General features: G+C 63.7%; 1 protein-coding gene. It reads left to right on the top strand.

Translation table 11 applies throughout. The annotated features are described in order from the left end of the window. The coding region (locus HUS66_RS17365) for a UDP-glucose dehydrogenase family protein (RefSeq protein WP_175072446.1) at positions 1-790 on the top strand (790 nt) is incomplete at both ends.

Genomic DNA, 790 nt, shown 5'->3' with positions numbered 1-790 from the left:
TGGCCGATGTGGGGCATGACGTGATGTGCATGGATGTGGATGCCGACAAGATCGCTCGCCTGCATGAGGGCGAGATTCCGATTTACGAACCGGGGCTCGAGGCGATGGTGGCGGCCAATGTGGCCTCTGGGCGGCTGCGTTTTACCACCGATCCGGCCGATGCGGTGGCACACGGAGCGCTGCAGTTCATTGCTGTTGGCACCCCGCCTGACGAGGACGGCAGCGCCGACCTCAAGTACGTGCTGGCGGTGGCCAAGACCATCGGCGAGCATATGACCGAGCCCAAGGTCATCGTCGACAAGTCCACTGTGCCGGTAGGCACCGCCGACCGCGTCCATGCCGCCGTCGCCAGCACGCTTGCCGATCGAGGCGTGGACCTCGACTTCGATGTCTGCTCCAACCCGGAATTCCTCAAAGAGGGGGCCGCCATCGAGGACTTCAGTGGGGGCGCCCGCATCGTGGTGGGCACCGGTTCCGAGCGTGTCAAAGCGCTGATGCGCGAGTGCTACGGCCCCTATAACCGTAACCATGAAAAGATGATGTTCATGGACGTGCGGGCCGCCGAGCTGACCAAGTATGCCGCCAACGCCATGCTGGCGACCAAGATCAGCTTCATGAATGAGATCGCCAACCTGGCCGAGCGGCTGGGTGCCGATGTCGAGCAGGTACGCCAGGGCATCGGCAGCGATCCGCGTATCGGCTATCACTTCATCTATCCGGGCTGCGGTTACGGCGGTTCCTGTTTCCCCAAGGACGTGCAGGCGCTGGCGCGCACCGCCAGCGAGGTCGA

Origin of the sequence: Onishia taeanensis (genome assembly GCF_013349955.1) — a bacterium.
Classification (GTDB): Bacteria; Pseudomonadota; Gammaproteobacteria; order Pseudomonadales; family Halomonadaceae; genus Onishia; species Onishia taeanensis_B.
The sequence above is the reverse complement of the archived record's forward strand: the minus strand, read 5'-3'. Positions and strand labels throughout refer to the sequence as shown.